Source organism: Streptomyces sp. NBC_00385, assembly GCF_035917155.1.
Lineage (GTDB): Bacteria > Actinomycetota > Actinomycetes > Streptomycetales > Streptomycetaceae > Streptomyces > Streptomyces poriferorum.
Window position 1 is genome coordinate 8,397,574 of sequence record NZ_CP107951.1, and the last position, 17,381, is coordinate 8,414,954.

The following is a 17,381-nucleotide window of genomic DNA, read 5'->3' on the forward strand; positions in this document are numbered from 1 at the left end:
GTCCTGGACGATTCCTGATCGTTCCCGGTTTTATGAAGACCATTTTCGACAGTGCCCACACATCGGAAGCCGGGACCGGGCCGGTCACCGGTCCGCTCAGCACCGTGCTCCTGGGTCCGGACGCCCGCCGGGAGCACGGCTTCTGGCGCCGGCTCGTCGCCACCGAGCCGTTCCGCCGGCCGCTCTGGCCGCCTCCCGGCCCCACGCCCGACGAACGCCTCGCCCTGGCCCACGCGCGGCTGCGCACGCTCAACAGCGCACTGGACAGCGCCGCCCGGCCCGCCGCCGACCCCCGCGCCCTGGCCGCACTGCACGAGTGGCTCGCCCCGGTGGACCCGGCGTTCGCCACAGTCGCGGGCATCCACTACAACCTGTTCCTGGGCAGCCTTCTGGACCACGACGCCGACCGCCCCCGTGATCTGTCGGACTTCCTCGGGCTGCGACGGATCGGCACCTTCCTCTGTACGGAGGTGGCGCACGGCAACGACGCCGCCGCCATCGAGACGACCGCCACCTACGACCGCGGACGGGACGGGTTCGTGCTGCACACCCCGCACGCCGGCGCACAGAAGTTCATGCCCAACACCAGTCCGGCCGGCGGCCCCAAGTCGGGTCTGGTCGCTGCCCGCCTGATCGTGGACGGCCGTGATCAGGGGGTCTTCCTGCTGCTGGTGCCGCTCACGGACGCGTCCCGGGCCCTGCCCGGAATCCGGGTGCGCCGGCTTCCCGCACGGATGGGCAGTCCGGTCGACCACTGCCTGACCTCCTTCGACCAGGTCTTCGTGGACCGCGGGGCACTGCTCGGCGGCGCGCAGGGGCGGGTCGGCGACGACGGGGTGTTCCGCAGCGGCACCGAGGGACGCAGGCGCCGCTTCCTCACCTCGATCGGGCGGGTCACCACCGGCCGGATCTGCATGAGCGCCAGCGCGGTCGGCTCCGCCCGCACCACCCTGGCCGTCGCCGTCCGCTACGGCGGCCATCGCTTCGTCTCGGGGGGCCGCGCGGCGCCCCCGGTGCCGGTGGTGGCCCACCGCAGCCACCACGGTCCGCTCGCCGAGGCCATGGCCACCGTCTTCGCGATGAGCCTGCTGCACCGGCGCGTACTCGACCGTTGGGAGAAGGCGGCGGCCCGGCCGCCCGCGGAGCGGGAGGCGGACGAGCGGCTGGTCGACATCGCCAAGGGGTGGATCACCTGGCAGGCCCGGTCCGTGATCGTCGAATGCCGGGAGCGGTGCGGCGCCCAGGGGCTGCTGGAGAACAACGGGATGACCGAACTCGTCACCGGGATCGAGGGCGCCATCACCGCCGAGGGTGACAACCTGGCCATTCACTCCCGGGCGGCGGCCGGACTCCTCCTCGACGCGTCACGGGCCCCGCAGGAGGAACCGGCCGCCGGCGCCACGGGCGGTGACCTCGCCGACCTCCGGTTCCTCGGCCGCCTCCTGGACGAGGTGGAGCGCATCTGGTTCGCCCGGGCGGCGGCACGGATGGCGCGGGCGGCGGACGGTGGCCCGCTGGAGCGCTGGAACGCGGCATCCGGGCCCGCGCTGCGGGGGGTCGAGGCCCATGGGTACCGGCAGGCGGCCCACGCGTACGAGAACGCGCTCGCGGCGCTGCCCGGCGGCGAGGCCCGCGAGCGGCTGGACGAACTGGCCCGGCTGTTCGCGCTGCGCTGGGTCGCACACAACAGCGGGGACCTGCTCGCGGCCGGCCACCTGACCCCCGGTCAGGTAGACGGACTGAGTGATGCCACCGAACAGCTCGTCACCGCGGTCAGCGGCCATCTGCCGGAACTGGCCGCGTCCTTCGCGCTGCCCGGTGAGCTGCTTGCCGACTGGCCCATCACCGGAGCCCGCTACACCGACGCCTACGACGATCCGGGCGCCTCCTGGCACATCGCCGCGGCCCCGGAAGCCACCGGTCCGCGCACCCCCGGTGACGAATCGGTTCACCGCAACGCGTGACCGGTACCGGGCCGCCCCGGAACGGTGGGGTGGCCGGGGCGGTGCGCGGCACGCCGCCCCGGCCACCGCACCGCCCCGCACCGCCGCTGAGCTGCGCGGAGGCTCGTGGTAGCGTGCCCGGAGCCAGTCGAACTCCACGTAGGGGTCAGGGAATCCGGTGCGAATCCGGAACTGACGCGCAGCGGTGAGGGGGACGGGCGGGGCCACGGCCACTGGGAGACCCACGGTTTCCCGGGAAGGCGTCCCGTCCGCATGAACCCGAGTCCGAAGACCTGCTGGCACCCGCGGTCCGGCACCGGGCCGCGGAACTCCGTACGGGCCCCGCGCATGGGCCCAGAGACGCCGAGGTACTCCGTGCCGCCCATAGCCGGCCCCGCCCGCTCCGCCGCCCTGCTCACCGCCGCCCTGATCCTGCTGACGGCCTGCGGCGGCGGCAAGGACAGCACCGCAGCCAAGTCCGGCAAGGCCGACGGCTATCCGGTCACACTGAGGAACTGCGGACGGACCGTCACCGTGGACGCCGCGCCGAAGCGCGCCGTACCGGTCGACCAGGGATCGACCGAGATCCTGCTCTCGCTCGGTCTCGCCGACCGGCTGGCCGCCACGGCCACCTGGACCGACCCGGTGCTGAAGGGCCTGGAGAAGGCCAACGCGGGCGTCCCGAGGATCTCCGACAACCGCCCCTCGTCGGAGAAGGTCCTGGACCGGGAGCCCGACTTCGTCAGCGCCTCCTTCGAATCGACCCTCGCCAAGGGCGGTGTCGCACCGCGCGAGCAGTTCGAGAAGCTGGGCGTCCCCACCTACGTCTCGCCCGCCGACTGCACCGCCAAGGACAACAGCATGGACGGCGACGGAGTCCGCACCGGCGCCCTGACCATGGACAGCGTCTACGCCGAAGTGCGCGAACTGGCCCAGGTGTTCGGCGTTCCCGAGCGCGGCGAGAAACTCGTCGCCGGGCTGCGCGCCCGGGTACGGAAGGCGACGAGCGGCATCGACGCCTCCGGGGCCTCGCTGCTGTACTGGTTCGCCAACTCCGAGGCCCCGTACCTGGCCGGCTGCTGCGGTGCGCCCGGCATCATCACCCGGGAACTCGGCGCGAAGAACGCCTTCGACGACACTCACGAGGAATGGCCGCAGATCAACTGGGAGACGGTCGCCGACCGCAACCCGGACGTACTGGTCATCGGCGATCTGACCCGCAAGTCGCAGACCGCCGAGAGTGCCGCGAAGAAGATCGCCTTCCTGGAGTCCAACCCCGTCACGAAGAACATGGACGCCGTCCGGCACAAGCGCTACGTGCTGCTCAGCGGCCAGGCGATGAACCCGACCATCCGGACCGTCGAGGGCGTGGAGCGCGTGGCCGCAGCCCTGCGCACCTTCGGGCTCGCGGGGTGACGGACACCGAACAGGCCGCGGTACAGCGCGAGGACACGGCCGCGCGCACCGGGCCCGGCCTCCGGCGCGTCCGCGGTATCCGCGAAGGCCTCCTGTGGACCGGTGGGCTCCTGCTGCTCGCCCTGTCCGTCGCCGTCGCCGTCACGATCGGCCCGGCCCGGATCTCCGTCGCCGACGTCTGGTCCGCGGTCGCCTCCCACCTCGGCGCGGGCGAGTCGCGGCTCAGCCCGATCCGCGACGGCATCATCTGGAACCTGCGCATGCCGCGCACCCTGCTCGCCGCCGTCTGCGGCGCGGGGCTCGCGGTCTGCGGCACGGTCATGCAGTCGCTGCTGCGCAACCCGCTCGCCGACCCGTTCGTCCTCGGGGTCTCCTCCGGAGCCTCGACCGGCGCCGTCGTCGTGGTCGTCCTCGGGGTCGGCGGGGGAGCGGTCTCCCTGTCGGCCGGGGCGTTCATCGGGGCCCTGTGCTCCTTCGCCCTGGTCATGCTGCTCAGCCACACCCTCGGCGGCAGCACCGACCGGGTCGTCCTGTCCGGCGTCGCGGCCATGCAGCTCTTCTCCGCGCTCACCTCCTTCGTCGTGATGACCGCCGCCGACGCCGAACAGACCCGAGGCGTGCTGTTCTGGCTGCTGGGCTCGCTCGGCGGCGTCGGCTGGAGCGATGTGTGGATCTGCTCCGCCGTGCTCGCAGTGACCCTGCTGATCTGCCTCGGCCACGCCCGTACGCTCGACGCCTTCGCCTTCGGCCAGGACGCGGCGGCCACCCTCGGCGTCCACGTCGGCCGTACCCGGATCGTCCTGCTGTGCACGACCGCACTGCTGACCGCCGCTCTCGTGAGCTCCGCCGGTGCCATCGGGTTCGTCGGGCTGGTGCTGCCGCACGCGGCCCGGGCGCTCACCGGCTCCGGGCACCGCAGACTGCTGCCGGTGACCGCACTCGCCGGGGCCGTGTTCCTGGTCTGGGTCGACACCCTCGCCCGGACCGTTCTCGATCCGCAGGAGGTACCGGTGGGAGTCGTCACCGCACTGATCGGGGTCCCCGCCTTCGTGCTGGTCCTCCACCGCACCCGGCGGACCCCGTGACCCGGGCCGTCCCCGGCGGCCTGCGGGCCGACCGGGTCAGCAGGGAGGCGGGCGGCCGCCTCATCCTGGACGGTGTCTCGCTCGCACCGCCGCCCGGCGCCACCATCGGGCTGATCGGCCCGAACGGCTCCGGGAAGTCCACCCTCCTGCGGATCCTGGCCGGGGTCCTCGCCCCGGACGCGGGCCTGGTCACCCTCGACGGCGATCCGCTGACCGCGGTCGGCCGACGCACCGTGGCCCGGCGCGTTGCCGTGGTCGACCAGCACGCCGTCACCCAGGTCGAGCTCAGCGTCGTGGACGTCGTACGCCTGGGCCGCATCCCGCACCGCCGTGCCTGGTCGGCGCCGACGGCGGCCGACGAGAGGGCGGTGCGCGAGGCTCTGGAGCGGACCGGTCTCGCGGAACGCCGCGACCAGTCCTGGCACACGCTGTCCGGCGGTGAACGCCAGCGCGTCCAGATCGCCCGCGCGCTCGCCCAGCAGCCGCGCGAACTGCTCCTGGACGAACCGACCAACCATCTGGACATCCAGCACCAGCTCGAACTGCTGGCCCTGGTCACCGCGTTGCCGCTCACCGCTGTCGTCGCCCTGCACGATCTCAATCTGGCCGCGATGTTCTGCGACCGGATCGTGGTGATGGACGGGGGAAAGGCCGTCGCGGGCGGCACTCCGGCGGAAGTGATCACGGAGAAGCTCATCGCCGACGTCTACCGGGTACGGGCCGTCGTGACCCCGGACGGACCGCAGGGGCGGCCCTCGGTGCGCTTTCGTCCGGGGCGGCCCGAGGTTCCCGCGGCGTCCGCGTCGGTCTGAGGCGCTCCGCCGCGGGGTTGCCCCCGCCGCGGAGCGCGAGGGGCGGACCCCGGTGCGGGGCCCGCCCCTCGCGGTGCGGTACGGCCGTCCGGCGCGGTGTGCCGGGGGTCAGCGGTGCCGGCCCTGGCCGAACTCGCCGCCCGTGTCCTTGCCGCCCATGTCCTTGCCGCTCTTGCTGGTGCCGTCCGCGTAGTCGATCTGCTCCTTGCGCAGCTCGGCGGAGACTTCCTTCTGCTCGGTCACCTTCTTCGTTTCCATCCGCACCCGCTCGACCGGCACGGTCTCCTTGCGCATCGTGGCGCGTTCGGCGTGCAGGGTGACCTCCACGTCCTGCTCGGTGATGTCGGACCGGTCGGCCGCCTTGTCGCCCGGACGGAGCGGTTCACGGACCACGCGCACCTCTTCGTGCGTGACGGGCACGGTCCGGGTGACGTTCTCGGTGACGACGTACTTGTGGAGACGGGCCTTGCCGCTCTCGTACTCCTCGGTGCCGATGTGCAGCTGTTCCTCGGAGCGGATCAGTTCCTCCTTGCCGCTGAGGTCGGCGCTGGAGCGTTCCGCTCCCGCACCGGCTCCGACCAGCGGACGGGACGTGCCCGAGGTTTCGGTGTCGCGGTGCCTGCCGGTCCCGGTGCCCGCACCGGCCATGCCGGCCGACGTGGTCCTGTCGGTCGTGCGGCCCGTGCCCGCGGCGCCCATGGCCCCGGCCCCGGCTGCCGCGCCGGCTCCGGCCGCGCCCATGGTGCCCGTGCCGGTCGTGGTCGGTGCGTCGGCACTCGTGGTGCCGGCGGCCCCGGCGCGGTCACCGAGGTTGGCCTTGGTATTCCGGCTCAGGCCGTAGTGCCGGTAGAGCTCTTCCTCCTCGGAGACGGACAGATGGGCGTCCGCGTCCACCCGGGGGGCTTCCTTCACCCGGTCCTTCGGATGCGAGATGTGCAGGTCGGAGCCCACGCGACGGGCTCCGGCGAGGGGCACGAAACTCTCCTTCATACCGAACAGGCCGGTCTTCACCGTGATCCAGTCCGGCCGGCCGGTGTTGTCGTCGACATACACCCGCCCCACGTTGCCGATCTTCTCGCCCTCGGTGTCGTACACCGTCAGGCCGTCGAGCTCTCCGGAATCCGTGAAACCGTCAGCGGCTCCCATGACCGATTCCTCCTCGCCCGGGCGCGTCCTGTGGGTGGGTCCAGCAGGGGAGGCGCGTCCGGATTCCATCGCGCCTCACCCGGATGGGCGCTGCAACCGCCCGGCCGACGGACGCCGGCCGCCGTACCCGCCCCACGTCGGTGCAGGCCCCGTGCGATGCGGCTGTGGGGCTGCCGGCCCGATTAGGCCAATCGAGTGAACGGGGGCGGGGAGGTCACGTGGGCCCGCCCACCGGAGGGCCGGGCGGAACGGCCGCACCGTGCGGCACCCGGAACGGACCGCGTTCTCCGCCTTCACCCGGCATCGGACCCGCCCTCGTCGGGCGCCCGCACTCCACCGCCTCTGAACAGGCCGTTCCCACCGGGGGCGAATTTCCGGGAAACCCTTGACACCCGCTGGGGGTGCCCGCATCCTTTCGCCAGAAATCGCAACGGCGTTGCGATTTCCGCACCGGAAGATCGATGACGTGGACGAAGGAGGCCCGGCCCATGGCTGAGCACGGCACGGACACCACCACTCCGGCTCCGGCCGGACAGCAGGCCCCCGCCGTGCTGCAGACCGTGGACCGGGCCCTGCTCGTGCTGCTCACGTTCACCGAGCAGCGCCCCGAATGGGGCGTCAGCGAACTGGCCCGCCACCACGGCTGGGACAAGGCCGTCGTGCAGCGCCTGCTCACCACCCTGAGCGCGCGCGGCTTCCTGCTCTGCGACGACAACAGCCGCCGCTACCGCCCGGGTCCCGCCCTGTCCCGGCTGGCCCGGGTCAGCGAGCACAGCGGAGTACTGTCCTCGATCTCCCGCCCGATACTCGCCCGGCTGCTCCGCGAGACCGGCGAGAGCATCGTCCTCAACGTCCCGCACGGCGGCAGCTACCGCTGCGAAGCCGCCGTCGACGGCACCGGGCCCGTCCGCTACACCGCGATCATCGGCGCGGTCATGCCCGGCCACGCCGGAGCGTCCGGGCACACGATCTTCGCGTACCACCCCGAGCGCGAGATCCGGCAGATGTTCGGCGCCACCGGACTGACGCGCTTCAACGACCGCACCATCACGGACCTGGACGCCCTGCTCGCCTGCTACGCGCAGGTCCGCGCCGACGGCTACTGCATCAGCCACGGCGAGTACGACGAAGCGGTGACCGCGGTCTCCGCCCCCGTCTTCCAGGGGGACGGCGTCCCCGCCTCCCTCACCGTCATCGGCCCGTCCCACCGCGTGGAGCGGGCCGCCGACACCCTCGTGACGCTGGTACGCGCCGGAGCGGCGGAGATCACCGCCGCCCTCGGCGGCTGAGCCCGCGCGCCCCGAACCAACCCGCCCCACCGCGGCCCTCCCGCGCCGCCGGCCTGCCCCGGCCCCGCCCGGCCGCCCACCCACCGGGGACACACCGAGATCCCCGCCCTGCTCACCGAAGGGGGTGCCCCATGGCGCACCACGTCTCCGCGCCGCACCCTGCCCCGCCGCCGCCGGGTCCCGAAGAGCCCCGGTCGCATCCGAGGGCGACGGAACCCGTCCTGCTGGTCATCCTCGTCGTGCTCTCCGCCGTCGGCGCCGTCATCGGCATCGATCTCGTCTCCAAGCTGGGAATCTCCGCCAACACCTCGGTCGTCGGTGCACTCGTCGCCATGCTGATCGGACGCATTCCCCTCGGCTTCCTGCGCCGGATGCGTTCCGTACACCGCCAGAACCTGGCCCAGAGCGCCATCTCCGCCGCGACCTTCGCCTCGGCGAACGCGCTGCTCACCTCCGTAGCCGTCCCGTACGTCTTCGGCCGCGAGGACCTGGTCTGGCCGATGCTCGCCGGCGCCTTCATCGGCCTCCTCGTGGACGCCTGGGTCCTCTACCGGGCCTTCGGCTCCCGGCTGCTGCCGGCCGACGCCGCCTGGCCGCCCGGCACCGCCGCCGCCGAGACGATCAAGGCCGGCGACCGGGGAGGACGCCGCGCCCTGATCCTGGCCGGCGGCACCGCGGTCGGACTCGCCGGGACGCTCTTCAGCCTGCCGCTCTCCGCCGCCGGTGTGGCCTTCCTCGGCAACGTCTGGGCGCTGATGATGTTCGGCATCGGCCTGATGCTGCGCCAGTACAGCCCCGACGTCTTCCACACCGATCTCGGCGCCGGCTACATCCCGCACGGCGTCATGGTCGGCGCCGGGATCGTCGCACTCGGCCAGGCCGTCCACCTGCTCATAGGCCGACGCGAACGCAAGCGGAAGGAAGCCGCCGCGGAGGCCTCCAGCGTCGCGACCGTCCAGGACACGGACCCGACCACCGCCTACACCGTCGACGAACGGGCCCTGCGGACCTCCCTGATCCGCGGCTTCGCGCTCTTCACCGGGGGAGCGGTCGTCCTCGCCGTCCTCGGCGGCCTGATCGGGGACATGAGCCCCCTCGGCATCGTCGGCTGGGTCCTGTTCGCCGCCTTCGCGGCCCTGGTCCACGAACTGATCGTCGGCCTGGCCGCCATGCAGTCCGGCTGGTTCCCGTCCTTCGCCGTCACCCTGATCTTCCTCATCCTGGGCCTCGCCATCGGCATCCCGTCCGTGCCGCTCGCCCTGCTGGTCGGATACGTGTCCGCCACCGGCCCCGCCTTCGCCGACATGGGCTACGACCTCAAGGCCGGCTGGCTGCTGCGGCGCGAGCACCGTCCCTGGGACGCGTTCGAGCGCGAAGGCCGCCGCCAGCAGTTCATGGCCGCCCTCATCGGATTCGCCGTCGCCCTCGTCGTCGTCGCCCTCGCCTGGCGCTCCTACTTCGGACAGGGACTCATCCCACCCGTCGCCAAGGTGTACGCCGACACCATCAAGAGCGGGCTCAGCGACCCGGACGCGGTACGCACCATGCTGCTCTGGGCCATTCCCGGCGCGGCCATCCAACTGCTCGGCGGCACCCGGCGGCAGATGGGCGTCATGCTCGCCACCGGTCTGCTCATCCTCACCCCGCAAGCCTGCTGGCTCGTCCTCGGCGCCCTCGTCGTCCGGGTCGGCTACCGGAAGCTGCGCGGTCCCGCCGCCGACGAGGAACTCAACCTGGTCGGCGCCGGACTCATCGCGGGCAGCTCGCTCGGCGACTCGGCCCAGATCCTCAAGACCTGACGGCTGCCGCCCCCTGAACCACACCCCGCACCACTCAGCACCACCCGCATGGCAAGGAGAACCACCCCGTGGACATGTACAGCAGGCTCGAACCGCGCCCCGAGTACCTCAGCTTCGAACTCGCCCTGGCCGCCCGCAAGCTCGTCGAGGAGGTCATGCTGGTCAAGCGCGGCGAGCATGTCGTCCTCACCGGCGACACCAGCAGCGACCGCCGCGTGATCGAGGCCACCGCCCAGGCGGTCGCCGCTGCCGGAGCGCACCCCGTCGTCGTCTGGTACGAGACGCTGCCCGGCGCCTCCATGGAGCCGCCCCGGCCCGTCGCCGGTGCCATCGCCGACGCCGACGTGTGGATCGAGTTCGCCGTCTCGTACCTGATGCACTCCGACGCCTTCCGCACCGCGATGGCGAACGGCTGCCGCTACACCAACCTGACCGCGATGGACGTCCAGATGCTGGTCGCCACCGTCGGCCGACCGGACTTCCAGGGCGTCATCCGCCTCGGCAAGGCACTCGTCGCCCTCCTGGAGGCCGCCGACGAGGTCCGGATCACCTCCGCCAACGGCACCGACCTCGTCGGCCGCAACGGCGACCGGCCGATCAACCTGCGAGGCAAGCCCGCCGAGAAGCCCGGCGAGACCGTGATGCTCTCCGGCCAGATCTCCTGGAACCCCCTCGAAGAGACCCAGGACGGTGTCCTCGTCTTCGACGGCGCCCTGTGGCCGCCGGACGAGCTCGGCCTGCTGCGCTCCCCGGTCCGCTGCACCGTCGAGAAGGGTGTCGTCACCAAGATCGAGGGCGACGCCGACGCGGACACCTTCCGCCGCTGGATGGAGTCCTTCGACGACCCGAACATGTTCCGCATCGCGCACTGGTCGCTCGGCTTCAACCCCGGCGTCCTCGCCCCGACCGGCCGCATCGTCGAGGACGAGCGCGTCTTCGGCTGCGTCGAACTCGGCATCGGCACCAAGGGCGCCTGGATCGGCGGCGAACCGTGGGTCGCCGCCGCCCACACCGACGGCAGCGTCCTCGGCCCGTCCATCTACCTGGACGGCGTCGCCATCGAGGAGAACGGGCGCTACGTGCACCCCGAGCTCGTCGGGATCTGCCGCGACCTGGGCGTCGCCGGCTACTGAGCCGGCCACCGGGCGGGCCCGCACCTTCCCGGTGCGGGCCCGCCCGGCACCCGTCAACCGCACCGAGACGCGCAAGGAGCGCCCATGACCACCCCCGCCCCCGTCTCCTACCGCCACGGCGGCCTGGTCTGCACCGACCACACCCTCGACGTGCCGCTCGACCACCACACCCCGGACGGCCCCGCCATCCGTCTGTTCGCCCGCGAGGTCGTCGCCGAGGGACGCGAGCACGAGGACCTGCCCCGCCTGCTCTGGCTCCAGGGCGGCCCCGGTGGCCGCGCCGAGCGCCCCAACGCCGCGGGTGCCTGGCTGCGCCGCGCCCTCGCCGACTACCGCGTCGTCCTCCTGGACCAGCGGGGCACCGGCCGTTCCACCCCCGCCGACCGGGCCACCCTGGCCCGCTTCGGCACGGACTCCGAGGCCGCCGCCGACTACCTCGCGCACTTCCGCGCCGACTCGATCGTGCGCGACGCCGAACACCTGCGCCGCCACCTCCAGGGCGAGGAGCCGTGGAGTGTCCTCGGCCAGAGCTTCGGCGGATTCTCCACCCTCACCTATCTCTCGCTCGCCCCCGAAGGCCTCACCCAGGCGTACATCACCGGCGGACTGCCGACGCTCACCGGCCACGCAGACGACGTCTACCGCGCCGCGTACGCCCGCACCCTCGCCCACAACGAGCGCTACTTCGCGCGCTACCCCGGCGACCAGGCCCTCGCCGAGGCCGTCGCCGCGCACCTGGACACGCACGACGTCCGGATGCCGGCCGGAGAACGCCTCACCGTGCGCCGCTTCCAGAGCCTCGGCATCACCTTCGGCACCGCGGCCAAGTTCGACTCGCTGCACTACCTCCTGGAGACCGCCTTCACCGAGGGCGCCGACGGACCGGAACTCACCGACACCTTCCTGCGCGGCGTCGATGCCGCCGTGTCCTTCGCCGAACGCCCCCTGTACGCCGCGCTCCACGAGCCGATCTACGCCCAGGGCGGGCGCCCCACCGACTGGTCCGCACACCGGATCCGCCAGGAGTTCCCGGCCTTCGACGCCACCGGCGGCGGCCCGCTCCGGTTCACCGGTGAGATGGTCTACCCCTGGCAGTTCGAGGAGGACCCGGCGCTCGTACCGCTGCGGGCCGCCGCCGAGGCGCTCGCCGCCCGTACCGACTGGCCGGCCCTGTACGACCTGGACCGGCTCGCCGCCAACGACGTCCCCGTCGTGGCCGCCGTCTACCACGACGACATGTACGTCGACCGGAAGCAGGCCCTGGCCACCGCCGGTGCCGTACGCGGACTGCGGACCTGGGTCACCGACGCCTACGCCCACGACGGCGTCCGGGCCGACGCGGCCGTACTGGACCGGCTGATCTCCATGGCCCGCGGCGAGGCCTGACCCCCGGCACCGGGCATGGCGCCCCCGGGGGAGCCAGGCCCGGTGCCTATGATCGACGGACCACACGCCGATCACCGTCCTGCCGCACCACCGGGGGTATCCCATCCGTTCCGTACGTATCCGGCTGCCCGAACAGCGCGGTGAACTGCTGGCCCGGCGCGAGGACGGCCTGGAACTGCACCACCTCGTGTGGCGGCTGGGACCCGGGTGGCGGGTGTGCAGCAGCGCGGTACTCGGCGGCGGCATCGGCCCGCGCGACTGGATCCTCAACGCGCAGGTGCCCGGCGGCTATCCGCGTATGGACCCCGACCGCCACCTCGCCGAGATCGCGGCCGCCGAACGCCTCACCGGACCCGGCGCCGGGCTGATGACGGCCGCCGACGTCACCGCGTACACCGTCGCCGCCGACGAGGGCGTCACCGCGACCGCCACCTGTGGTCTCGGCGTACGGGGCTGGGCGGCGGCAGCGGCCGGGGGACGCGGGGGACCGCAGCCGCCGGGGACGGTCAACATCGTCGTCACACTCCCCGCCCCGCTGACCGACGCCGCGCTCGTCAACGCCGTCGCCACCGCCACCGAGGCCAAGGTGCAGGCCCTCCTGGACGCCGGACTCGACTGCTCCGGCACGCCCACCGACTCCGTCTGCGTCGCCGTACCCGCCCCCTCCCCGGACACGGGAGCCGGTGAACCGTTCGCGGGGCCCCGCTCCCGCTGGGGCGCACGACTCGCCAGGGCCGTGCACGCCGCGGTTCTCGAAGGAGCGCTGCGGCAATCCTGACCATCCGAAGTGCCGCGGGCCGGTCTCCGCGCGCCCGACGAAGGGAAAAGTACTCATGACCTCAGCAGCCGACACAGTCCGCGAGCGGCCGGCCGTCGCCGTCCTCGGCACCGGAATCATGGGTTCGGGTATGGCCAGGAGCCTGCTCAGGGCCGGTCTCGACGTCCGCGTCTGGAACCGTACGCACGCCAGGGCGGTACCGCTCGCCGCCGACGGCGCCACCGTCGCGGACACCGCGGCGGAAGCCGTACGCGGCGCCGACATCATCCTCACCGCGCTCAACGACAGCACCGCCGTCGCCGCCGCGCTCACCGCAGCCTCCGACGGGGTGCACCGGGGCCAGGTCCTCCTGCAGAGCTCCACCGTCGGTCCTGACGCCACCGCCGAACTGGCGCAGCGCGCGGCGGACCTCGGCCTCGTCTACCTCGACGCCCCGGTCTCCGGCACCAGGCAGCCCGCTGAGCAGGGCGCGCTGACCGTGTTCGTCTCCGGGCCCGCTGCCGCCCGCGAGGTGACCGGACCGGCGCTCGACGCGATCGGGCAGCGCACCGTCTGGGTCGCCGAGGAGCCGGGAGCGGCCTCCCGGCTCAAGCTCGTCGTCAACACCTGGGTGATCAACATGGTGGGCGGCGTCGCGGAATGCCTCAACCTCGCCGAGGGGCTCGGGGTGGACCCGCAGACGTTCCTGGACGTGATGAAGGGCGGGCCGCTCGACTCCGCCTACCTGCACGGCAAATCCGCCGCCGTCCTCTCCGGCGACCTCACCCCGAGCTTCGCCCTGTCCACGGCCCTCAAGGACACCCGCCTCATCCTCGAAGCCGCCGAACACTCCGGCGTCCGGCTGGACCTGACGAAGGCGTCGGCCGCCCGCTTCGAACGCGCCGAGGCGGCCGGGCACGGCGGGGAGGACATGATCGCCACCTACTACGCCGGGCGCCCCGCGGAGAAGGACGGCGACTGATCACGCGCGTGCCCGGTGCCGGTGCCCGTCAGACGACCCGCACCTGGTGCCGGACCACCGCGTCGAACAGATAGCCCTGTGTGTTGTGCGCGGTGACGTCCGGCTGGACGCGGCCCGACCGGTCCGTCGCCCGCGCCAGCAGGACGGCCGGGCCACGTGCCCCGGGCACCCAGTCGGCCGACCAGCGCACCCAGCTGCCGCTCCGCGGTTCGTCACGCAGCCGCGCCCGGCGCCACCGCGTTCCCCCGTCCGTGCTGATCTCGACCGTGCGCACAGGCGCCCCGCCCGACCACGACCGTCCGGTCAGTACCTGGCGACGATGGGCGGGGAACTCGGCATCCGGTGCCAGCTCGAAGGCGCTCTTCAGCGTCTGCCGGGTCAGCGGTGCACTGCCCTCGGCCGGGTAGCCGGGGCCGAACAGCCGGTAGAGGCCCGTGTTCCACGGGGAGACCAGGGGCCGGGCGCTCACCTCGATGTCGCCGACCCACTTGATGTTCGCGATCCCGATCCAGGACGGCACGATCAGCCGCACCGGATGGCCGTGATCGGGCGGCAGCGGTTCGCCGTTCATCTCGTACGCGAGGAGCACGTCGTCCAGTGCCTTCGCCACCGGCAGCGGCCGCCGCACATGCCCGAGGTTGATTCCGTCGCTGACCACCTCGTCGTCGAGGCCCCGCGGCAGCACGTCGACGGCGTGCCGGGTGATGCCCGCGCGGCGCAGTACGTCGGCGAGCCGCACTCCGCGCCAGCGCGCAGTGCCGATCGCCCCCAGGGTCCAGGCGGTACCGCTGACCTGCTGCCCCTGCTGTGCCGTGTAGTAGCTGCGGGCGTTGCCCGCGCACTCGACGAACGCGGTACGGGTCACCGACGGCAGCGCGCGCAGCTCGTCGTACGTGAACTCCACCGCGGGGCCGCCGAGTCCGTCGCCCCACACCCTGAGCCGCCAGCCGGCCGCCTCGATCCGCGGCGTCACCGTGTGGTTGCGTACGAAGAACCGCTCGGCCGGGGTGAGCAGCCCGGTCGAGCGCAGCGCGGCGAAGTTCGTCTCCGCGTTGGTGCCGCGCACCGTGAACACCTCGGGCGGCAGCGGCTTCACGATGCCGGGGGCGGCGGCAGCGGACGCCGCGTGCGCGGGAGCGGCGAGCCCGGCGAGCGGGGCCGCCACCGAAGCCGCCGCGACCAGCCGCAGCAGATCACGGCGCTCGATCCCCGCGGAGCGCGCGGTACCGCGCGCCCACTGGCGCAGCCGCATCCGGTCGTAGGAGGCCTCGGACGGCGGAACGGATCTCATGGACGACTCCAGGGGCGAGAGGAGAGCGGGGCGGCAGAGGGGATCAGGGACGCGGGTGTGCGCGGCGTCCCGGACCCATGTGCCGCCGCGAGGAGGCCGGGTTCGCGGGCATGCGGGTGAGCGTGTCAGCGGCCCATCGGGGCGTCAACGCACTCCCGCAGGGCCCCAGGACCTGCCGGGAACGTACGAGGACCGGACCGGCCGACGTGCGCAGCGCGGCGCGGGCCCCCGGCACGGCTTCGACCTGCGCGGACGCGGCACCGGGGAGATCCGGCTCGCCGGGCCGGGGGAGGGGGCCGGTGGTGCTCCCGGGGGTGTGGATTTCATCGGGCCGCAATGTTCGGACGGCCGCGACGGCAGGTCCCGGCGAGGACTGCGTCCGGACACACGTGTGGGCTCCGGGCCGCCGAGGCGGCCCGGAGCCCACACGTCACGCTCATTCCTCGATGGTCATCCCGTCACGGAGCCGGTGCAGAATCCGGCTGATCAGCCGGGAGACGTGCATCTGCGAGATGCCGAGCTCGGCGCCGATCTGCGACTGCGTCATCTCCTGGCCGAACCGCATGTCGATGATGCGACGCTCACGCTTGTCCAGATCGCCCAGCAGCGGTGCCAGGGCGTGCAGGTTCTCGACCGTCTCCATGGCCGGATCCGGGCCGCCCAGCACATCGGCGAAGGTCCGCCCCGTCGTGCTGTGGTTCCCCGAGTCGGCCGCGGCGGCCGGCATGTCCAGCGAACCCGCGGTGTACCCGTTGGCCGCCACGATGCCCTCGGTGATCTCGTCCTCGCTCAGCCCCAGGTGCTCGGCGAGCTCGGGAACGGTGGGGTCGCGGTCGAGCTCGCCGGCCAGGGCCTCCTTGGTCTTGGCGATGTCGACCCGCAACTCCTGGAGCCGGCGCGGAACATGGACCGCCCAGCTGGTGTCACGGAAGAATCGTTTGATCTCCCCCGTGATGTACGGAACCGCGAAGGAGGTGAACTCGACCTCGCGGGACAGGTCGAACCGGTCGATGGCCTTGATCAGCCCGATCGTGCCGACCTGGACGATGTCCTCCATGTCGCCGCTGCCCCGGTTCCTGAACCGGCCGGCGGCGAAACGCACGAGGGAGAGGTTCATCTCGATGAGCGTGTTCCGCGCGTACTGATGGGCGTGCGTCCCCTCCTCCAGCACCTGGAGGCGGTCGAAGAACAGCCGGGAGAGTTCCCGTGCGTCGGCGGGCGCCACCTTGCCCGCGTCCTCGATCCACGGCAGGTCGCCGAGATCCATGGGGGCAGGCCCGGTGCCCGTGAGTTCGTCCTGCCCGGCGAGAGCCTGCACGGCTGCTCCCTGGCCGGCCGGTGCCGACCGTGCACTCTCCGCTCGCTCCGCACCGGCAGTCCGCGCAGTGTGCGTCGTCATCTCGTCACGCTCCCCTGGTGGTAGGCCATCAGGTGTAGACGCTTGCCCCGTCAGGTGGTTCCCATGCGCACAAACGGAATTTGATCAGTGACTTGACGTCAATGGCCGGAAGCCGACGGCCCTTCTGCCTCCTGGGCGGGGCTCGGCGTCCCGGCACGCAGAACCGCCCCACCGGTACGGGGGAGCCCGGTGGGGCGGTCATCACCAGAGTGCCACAGCCGCGGCCGCCAGGGGACGGGCCGACGCGTATCCGGCGGTAGTTGAGTCGAAATCGACGGTGCGCCGAGGCGGTCCCGGCCCTGGGCGGGGTCGTCAGTCGCGCGGATATCCGACGACCGTGTGGGTGACCGCGGGGGAGTCCTCGGTGGTGTAGTAGTGGCTGCACTGCGCCGAGAAACGGGCGGTGTCCCCTGCCTCCAGGAGGTACGGAACGTCGTTCACCACCAGCGTCACCTGACCGGACATCACCAGCACGTACTCCACCGAATCCGCGCCGTGCGAACTGACCTGGCTCTGCGCGTGCGGGTGGAGCCTGGTCCGGTAGATCTCCAGACGGCCCTGCTCGTGACCGGAGTACAGCAGGCTGACCGAGGTCTCGTCCTCGGGCTCGTCCAGCGAGGAGGCCCGGATGATCTCCGGCTCCAGCAGCGGCTGGCGCAGCAGATCCGTGCAGTTGGTGCCCAGCACGTCGGCGATCCGGACCAGCACGTCAACGGTCGGATTGGCCTCCGCCCGCTCTATCTGGGACAGCAGCCCCTTGCTGACGCCGGTCGCGGCCGACAGCTCACGCAGGCTCCAACCCCTGGCGAGCCGACGACGGTTGAGATTTCCGGCCAGGGAAGCCCGCACACCGGAGGCGGACTTCCCCGCCTCCGGCGGGCGCGCGGCCGGGGGCGGTCCGGCGTCGGTGGTCGTCTCGGACACCGTTCCTCCTCGCTCTCGG

General features: G+C 72.6%; 14 protein-coding genes and 1 riboswitch. Of the genes, 10 read left to right on the forward strand and 4 right to left on the reverse strand.

Translation table 11 applies throughout. From position 1 onward, the window contains the following. The first annotated feature begins 32 nt into the window (after positions 1–32). From OG959_RS37080 to OG959_RS37095, 4 genes are all read left to right on the forward strand, one after another. Positions 33–1,964 carry an acyl-CoA dehydrogenase family protein gene (locus OG959_RS37080; RefSeq protein WP_326665654.1) on the forward strand — a complete coding sequence of 644 codons (1,932 nt, stop codon included), beginning with the start codon at positions 33–35 and terminating at the stop codon, positions 1,962–1,964. A 107-nt stretch (positions 1,965–2,071) separates the two neighbouring features. Continuing rightward, positions 2,072–2,258: riboswitch (cobalamin riboswitch) on the forward strand. A gap of 60 nt (positions 2,259–2,318) precedes the next feature. After that, positions 2,319–3,359 (forward strand): ABC transporter substrate-binding protein, encoded by a 1,041-nt coding sequence (locus tag OG959_RS37085; protein WP_326665656.1) that lies wholly within the window; start codon positions 2,319–2,321, stop codon positions 3,357–3,359. Positions 3,360–3,436: 77 nt separating this feature from the next. Then, the gene (locus OG959_RS37090) at positions 3,437–4,444 is read left to right on the forward strand and encodes a FecCD family ABC transporter permease (RefSeq protein WP_326666827.1); all 1,008 of its coding nucleotides are present in this window, start codon (positions 3,437–3,439) and stop codon (positions 4,442–4,444) included. After that, positions 4,441–5,256: an ABC transporter ATP-binding protein gene (locus OG959_RS37095; protein WP_326665658.1), complete on the forward strand. Its 816-nt coding sequence runs from the start codon at positions 4,441–4,443 to the stop codon at positions 5,254–5,256. The genes OG959_RS37090 and OG959_RS37095 overlap by 4 nt, the downstream gene beginning before the upstream one ends. 108 nt (positions 5,257–5,364) lie before the next feature. Here the strand turns inward: OG959_RS37095 and OG959_RS37100 are convergent, their stop codons facing one another. After that, positions 5,365–6,402 carry a PRC and DUF2382 domain-containing protein gene (locus OG959_RS37100; RefSeq protein ID WP_326665660.1) on the reverse strand — a complete coding sequence of 346 codons (1,038 nt, stop codon included), beginning with the start codon at positions 6,400–6,402 and terminating at the stop codon, positions 5,365–5,367. Between the two features lie 488 nt (positions 6,403–6,890). On the opposite strand from OG959_RS37100, the gene OG959_RS37105 reads away from it, so the two are divergent. The 6 genes from OG959_RS37105 (at position 6,891) to OG959_RS37130 (ending at position 13,748) form a co-directional block, all read left to right on the forward strand. Further along, positions 6,891–7,691, forward strand: coding sequence for an IclR family transcriptional regulator (locus OG959_RS37105; protein WP_326665662.1), 801 nt, complete (start codon positions 6,891–6,893; stop codon positions 7,689–7,691). Positions 7,692–7,822: 131 nt separating this feature from the next. Next, a complete protein-coding gene (locus OG959_RS37110; RefSeq protein ID WP_326665664.1) occupies positions 7,823–9,490 on the forward strand; it encodes an OPT/YSL family transporter in 1,668 nt (555 codons plus the stop codon). Positions 9,491–9,564: 74 nt separating this feature from the next. After that, positions 9,565–10,623, forward strand: a complete 1,059-nt coding sequence (locus OG959_RS37115) for a hypothetical protein (RefSeq protein ID WP_266787589.1) — start codon at positions 9,565–9,567, stop codon at positions 10,621–10,623. An 84-nt stretch (positions 10,624–10,707) separates the two neighbouring features. Further along, positions 10,708–12,009 (forward strand): alpha/beta fold hydrolase, encoded by a 1,302-nt coding sequence (locus OG959_RS37120; protein ID WP_326665666.1) that lies wholly within the window; start codon positions 10,708–10,710, stop codon positions 12,007–12,009. A gap of 169 nt (positions 12,010–12,178) precedes the next feature. Beyond that, on the forward strand, positions 12,179–12,787 hold the full coding sequence (locus OG959_RS37125; protein ID WP_442805768.1) for an adenosylcobinamide amidohydrolase: 609 nt from the start codon (positions 12,179–12,181) through the stop codon (positions 12,785–12,787). Positions 12,788–12,842: 55 nt separating this feature from the next. Further along, complete coding sequence (locus OG959_RS37130) at positions 12,843–13,748, forward strand: NAD(P)-dependent oxidoreductase (RefSeq protein WP_326665667.1); 906 nt, start codon at positions 12,843–12,845, stop codon at positions 13,746–13,748. Positions 13,749–13,776: 28 nt separating this feature from the next. On the opposite strand, the gene OG959_RS37135 is transcribed toward OG959_RS37130, so the two are convergent. The 3 genes from OG959_RS37135 to OG959_RS37145 form a co-directional block, all read right to left on the reverse strand. Beyond that, a complete protein-coding gene (locus OG959_RS37135; protein ID WP_326665668.1) occupies positions 13,777–15,039 on the reverse strand; it encodes a sulfite oxidase in 1,263 nt (420 codons plus the stop codon). 436 nt (positions 15,040–15,475) lie between these two features. Further along, positions 15,476–16,438: an RNA polymerase sigma factor SigF gene (locus OG959_RS37140; protein WP_442805708.1), complete on the reverse strand. Its 963-nt coding sequence runs from the start codon at positions 16,436–16,438 to the stop codon at positions 15,476–15,478. 312 nt (positions 16,439–16,750) lie between these two features. Further along, a complete protein-coding gene (locus OG959_RS37145) occupies positions 16,751–17,362 on the reverse strand; it encodes a helix-turn-helix domain-containing protein (RefSeq protein ID WP_326665669.1) in 612 nt (203 codons plus the stop codon). Positions 17,363–17,381 lie beyond the last annotated feature (19 nt).